This is a genomic window from uncultured Lamprocystis sp. (assembly GCF_903933125.1).
Taxonomy (GTDB): Bacteria; Pseudomonadota; Gammaproteobacteria; order Chromatiales; family Chromatiaceae; genus Thiodictyon.
The window spans coordinates 1-4,518 of sequence record NZ_CAIZIZ010000556.1 but is presented as its reverse complement, the minus strand read 5'-3'; the positions used below and the strand labels follow the sequence as shown (position 1 = coordinate 4,518).

3 protein-coding genes and 1 pseudogene are annotated in these 4,518 nt (G+C 66.2%); 3 read left to right on the top strand and 1 reads right to left on the bottom strand.

The features are described 5' to 3' along the window. Positions 1 to 566: 566 nt before the first annotated feature. The 3 genes and pseudogenes from QZY03_RS30455 to QZY03_RS30445 form a co-directional block, all read left to right on the top strand. Positions 567 to 1,139 (top strand): annotated as a pseudogene (locus QZY03_RS30455) (recombinase family protein); the annotation flags it as partial. A gap of 54 nt (positions 1,140 to 1,193) precedes the next feature. Beyond that, complete coding sequence (locus QZY03_RS30450) at positions 1,194 to 2,831, top strand: IS481 family transposase (RefSeq protein WP_295587896.1); 1,638 nt, start codon at positions 1,194 to 1,196, stop codon at positions 2,829 to 2,831. A gap of 5 nt (positions 2,832 to 2,836) precedes the next feature. Further along, entirely contained in the window at positions 2,837 to 3,802 is a 966-nt protein-coding gene (locus tag QZY03_RS30445) for an AAA family ATPase (protein WP_295587894.1), read from the top strand. Between the two features lie 181 nt (positions 3,803 to 3,983). Here QZY03_RS30445 and QZY03_RS30440 read toward each other — a convergent pair whose 3' ends face one another. Then, positions 3,984 to 4,361: a hypothetical protein gene (locus tag QZY03_RS30440; RefSeq protein ID WP_295587892.1), complete on the bottom strand. Its 378-nt coding sequence runs from the start codon at positions 4,359 to 4,361 to the stop codon at positions 3,984 to 3,986. Positions 4,362 to 4,518 lie beyond the last annotated feature (157 nt).

Here is a 4,518-nt window from a genome sequence, read left to right as displayed (position 1 = left end):
CGGTGACGGCTGGTGTTTTGGTCGACTTCAGACGATACCGCCGGTCTCCCGCTGCCGCCACCTCCGCAGGAGCCGCCGGCCCTGGTCCAGCCCACCCGTGCACAGCGCCCGGCCTCAGGCAAAAATGGCCAAAGTCGAGCGACCCAGATTATTTGTAAATGAGCCCACATTAGCTGCAAACAGCCCACCAACATCCGCACGGGCCCACATTATCTGCAAACGGCGCTGGCGCCCTTCTTCACCAAAGCGTTGGCGCTGTCGGCCCCGCTGCCGGGGGACCACCCGTCGCCGCACGGCCATCTATGACCCAGGTAGGACCGTCCCGCCGCGAGCACGACAGACGGGCGCGGCCTTGGCGCTCCCCTGAATCTGGCTGCATCAGGCGGGCCCCGTCGGTCCGCCAAAACGAGGGTTTTTCCGGACCATCAGCAGACCGCCAGTGCCACCCTACTGCACCGCCTGAAACCCCAGTTTCACGGTCCGGATAACCGGTTGTGGAAATCTGCGACCGCTTTTCCTAAGCTACGACGAGTAAATCAAACCACCAGCCCCTTGCGGAGCGGCAGATGGACATCGGCTATGCCCGTGTCAGCACCAAAGACCAGAGCCTGGACCTGCAGGTCGACGCCTTGCGCCGCGCCGGGTGCACGAAGGTCTACCAGGAGGTCGTCAGCGGCGCCAAGGTCCAGCGTCCGGTCCTCGATACCCTGCTGGGCGAACTGCGCCCGGGCGACGTGCTGGTGATCTGGAAGCTCGATCGCCTCGGGCGCTCCCTGCGTCACCTGGTCGAACTGGCCGGCGTGCTGCTGGAACAGCAGGTCGGGCTCAAGAGCCTCAACGACCCGCTCGACACCACCACCTCGCAGGGCCGCCTGGTGTTCAATCTGTTCGCTTCGCTAGCCGAGTTCGAGCGGGATCTGATCCGCGAGCGCACCCAGGCCGGGTTGCTTGCTGCGCGCGCCCGCGGTCGCCTGGGCGGGCGCCCCAAGGGCCTACCACCGGAGGCCGAGAAGACCGCCTGCGCCGCCGAGACCCTTTACCGCGAACGCCGCCTGTCGGTGCGCGAGATCGCCGCGCAGCTCGGCATCGCCAAAAGCACCCTCTACGACTACCTGCGCCACCGCGGGGTGCCGATCGGCACCACGGGTCCAGCCGCGCAGGGCCGTTAGGGTGCCGCCCGGGAGTTGCCGTCGATGACGCGTCACCAACTCCCACCGGAAGCCCTGCTGGACCTGCGCCGCCGGCGTGCCGGCTTGGCACCGCGCAGCCCGGAGCGTCGGGCGCTGATGCAGCAGACGGCCGCCCTGTACGGGGTCTCGGAGGATGCGCTGTACCGGGCACTGCGCGAACGCGCCCGGCCCAAGGCACTGAACCGCGCCGACCGCGGCGTGCCGCGGGTCCTGCCTCAGGCGGAGCTTGAGCACTACTGCGAGGTGATCGCGGCGCTGAAGATCCGCACCAGCAACAAAAAAGGGCGCCACCTCTCCACCGTCCAGGCCATCCGCTTGCTTGAAGAACATGGCGTGGAGACCCCTGCGGGGCTGCTGCGTGCGCCGACCGCGGTGCTGAGCCGCACCACGGTCAACCGCTACCTCAAGCGCTGGGGCTTCGACTACCGCACCCTGACCCGGGTCCCGCCGGCGGTGCGCTTCGAGGCCCGCCACAGCAACGACTGCTGGCAGTTCGATCTGAGCCCGTCGGATCTGAAACAGGTCGCGCGCCCGGCCTGGTTTGAGGAGGGCCGCGGGCATCCGCTCTTGATGCTCTACAGCGTGGTCGACGACCGTAGCGGGGTCGCCTACCAGGAGTACCACGGGGTCTACGGCGAGGATGTCGAGGCGGCGCTGCGCTTCCTGTTCAACGCCATGGCCCCCAAGTCCGACCCCGACCTGCCGTTCCAGGGGCGCCCGGCCATGCTCTACATGGACTCCGGACCGATCGGCAAGAGTCTGATCTTTCATCGGGTCATGGATTACCTCGGGATCGAGGTGCGCACCCACATGCCCAAGGACAGCGACGGGCGACGCCCGACGGCCCGGGCCAAGGGGAAGGTCGAGCGGCCCTTTCGTAGCGTCAAGGAGATGCACGAGACCCTCTATCACTTGCACGCGCCCGAGATGGAGGCCGAAGCGAACGCCTGGCTGTTGCGCTTCCTGATCCACTACAACCGGATGCCCCACCGCCGCGAGCCCCATGCGCGGATCGATGACTGGCTGGCCAACCTGCCCCCGGAGGGGGTACGCGCCATGTGCAGTTGGGAGCGCTTCGGCACCTTCGCCCGCGAGCCCGAGCGGCGCAAGGTCGGGGTCGACGCCCGGGTCTCCCTGGAGGGAACCCTCTACCAGGTCGACCCGGACCTGGCCGGCGAGGACGTGATTCTGTGGTGGGGGTTGTTCGATAACGCCCTCTATGTCGAGCACGGTGAGCGGCGCTTTGGCCCCTACGAGCCGGTCGGCGGGCCGATTCCCCTGCATCGCTACCGCTCGTTCAAAAAGACCAAGACTCAGCAACGCGCTGAGCGCATCGCCGCCTTGGCTGAACAACTGGCCCTGCCCGGATCTGTGTGGGGTGGTCCAGCCGCTTCGGTAGGACTGGCGCCAGGGCCTGTCATCGCGCAGACGCCCTTCGTCGATCCGGACCCGTTCCAGGATCTGGCCTTTCCCACGGCGGTCGCGGCAAAACGCGCTATCGCCGAGTACCTGGGCACCCCTTTGGCCAAGCTGCCGGCAGAGGCGCTGGCCGCGCTTGATGCCGCCTTGGCCGAGTCACTGCGTAAGGTCGACGTCATCGACTACGCGCGGACCCATCTGAAACCCCTGCGCGGAGGCTGACCGGCATGCAGAGCGAGGTGATGAAGCACTTTGGGCTGACCCGCGGACTGCCGCGCGCTGGCTATTTCGAAACCGCCCAGCAACGCCGGGTCTTCGACGATATCAAGATCGCCATCCATGGCGGTCAACTCCTGGCCCTGGTCGGACTAGTCGGCTGCGGCAAGACCACCACGCTGCACCGGCTGACCGAGGCCCTCAAGGACGAGCGCGAGATCCTGGTCTCCCAGTCGCTCGCGGTGGACAAACATCGGATCAACCTTGGCACCCTGATGCTGGCCCTGTTCTACGACCTGGTGACCGAGAAGGACTTCAAGGTCCCCACCCAGCCGGAGAAGCGCGAGCGCAAGCTCATCGAGGTCATCGCCAAGCGCAAGAAGCCGGTCGCCCTGTTCGTCGATGAGGCGCACGACCTGCACCCCAAGACCCTGGTCGGGCTGAAGCGCCTGATCGAGCTGGTCCAGAACAACGGCGGCACCCTGTCCGTGGTCCTGGTGGGTCACCCCAAGCTCAGGAACGACCTGCGTCGGCCGGCCCTGGAGGAGATCGGCGCCCGGACCACCCTGTTCTGGCTGGACGGGATCAAAGGGCAGGAGTTGGCCTATCTGGACTGGTTGCTGGAGCAATGCGCCCCCGCCACGGCGGCCGATCTACTGACCACGGAGGCCCGCGAGCGCCTGGCCGCGGCGCTGTCCACGCCGTTGCAAATCGAGCAGTACCTCACGCTCGCGCTGGAGGCGGCCTATCAGGTCGGGCAGAAGCCGGTGACCTTGGAGGTCATCGAAGCCGTCCTGGCGGCTGACATCGACGCCCTGGAGGCGACCCTGACCCGCTACGGTTACAACACCCGGGCGTTGGCCGATCTACTCAACGTCCGCCCGGCGGAGATTCGCTCCTTTCTGCACGGCCAGTTGGCGCCGGGGCGGACCCAGGAACTGCATGGCCAGTTGCTGGCCGCGGGGCTGCCGGTGTGAGGGTGGCCCGCCCCTTCGGCCATTTGCAGCTAATCTGGGCCAGCGCGGATGTTGGTGGGCTGTTTGCAGTTAATGTGGGCTCATTTGCAAATAATCTGGGTCCGGGACCCCCGTTATTTGCAGTTAATCTGGGCCGAAAATCGCGATGTTTGTGGGTCGGAGCCCGGATGTTTGTGGGCCGCTACACGTAGGCGTTCGCTTTGCCCAGCGTGGCCTCCAAGGCCACCCGGTTGAGCACGTCGTAGAGCACCGAGGCCAACGCATACGGGCGCTCGCCCGCAATGTCCGCAGTCTCCCCGCCGCTGTAAGCGATGGTCCCGAAGGCCGCGCGCACGTCCGCCGTGTCCGGCAGCAGGATCTTCGAGCCGTCGACCGCCAGCACCCGAAAGCCCCACAACGTCCGGTAGTGGCGGTCGGCGTACATCGTGCTGACCACCGCCGCTTCGTTCAACTCGATAAAAGCGGTGTGTTTGAGTTTGTAGCGCGCCTGCGAGAACGCGCTGCCCGTCACCGGCGCCTCGCCCAGCCAACCCATCGCTTCGTTCACCATGTTCTGCAAGGATTTTACGCCTATTGGGTGGGCGGTTAGCTCCTCCTGCCCTACATCTTGTGTAGCCGCCAATCGTAACCATGGATGAGATTTTTCTCGGGAACCTGGTCGGTCCTGGCGATCTGTTCAAGTAAACGGCGAAAGACGAGCCCGCGGCTGCGAGATG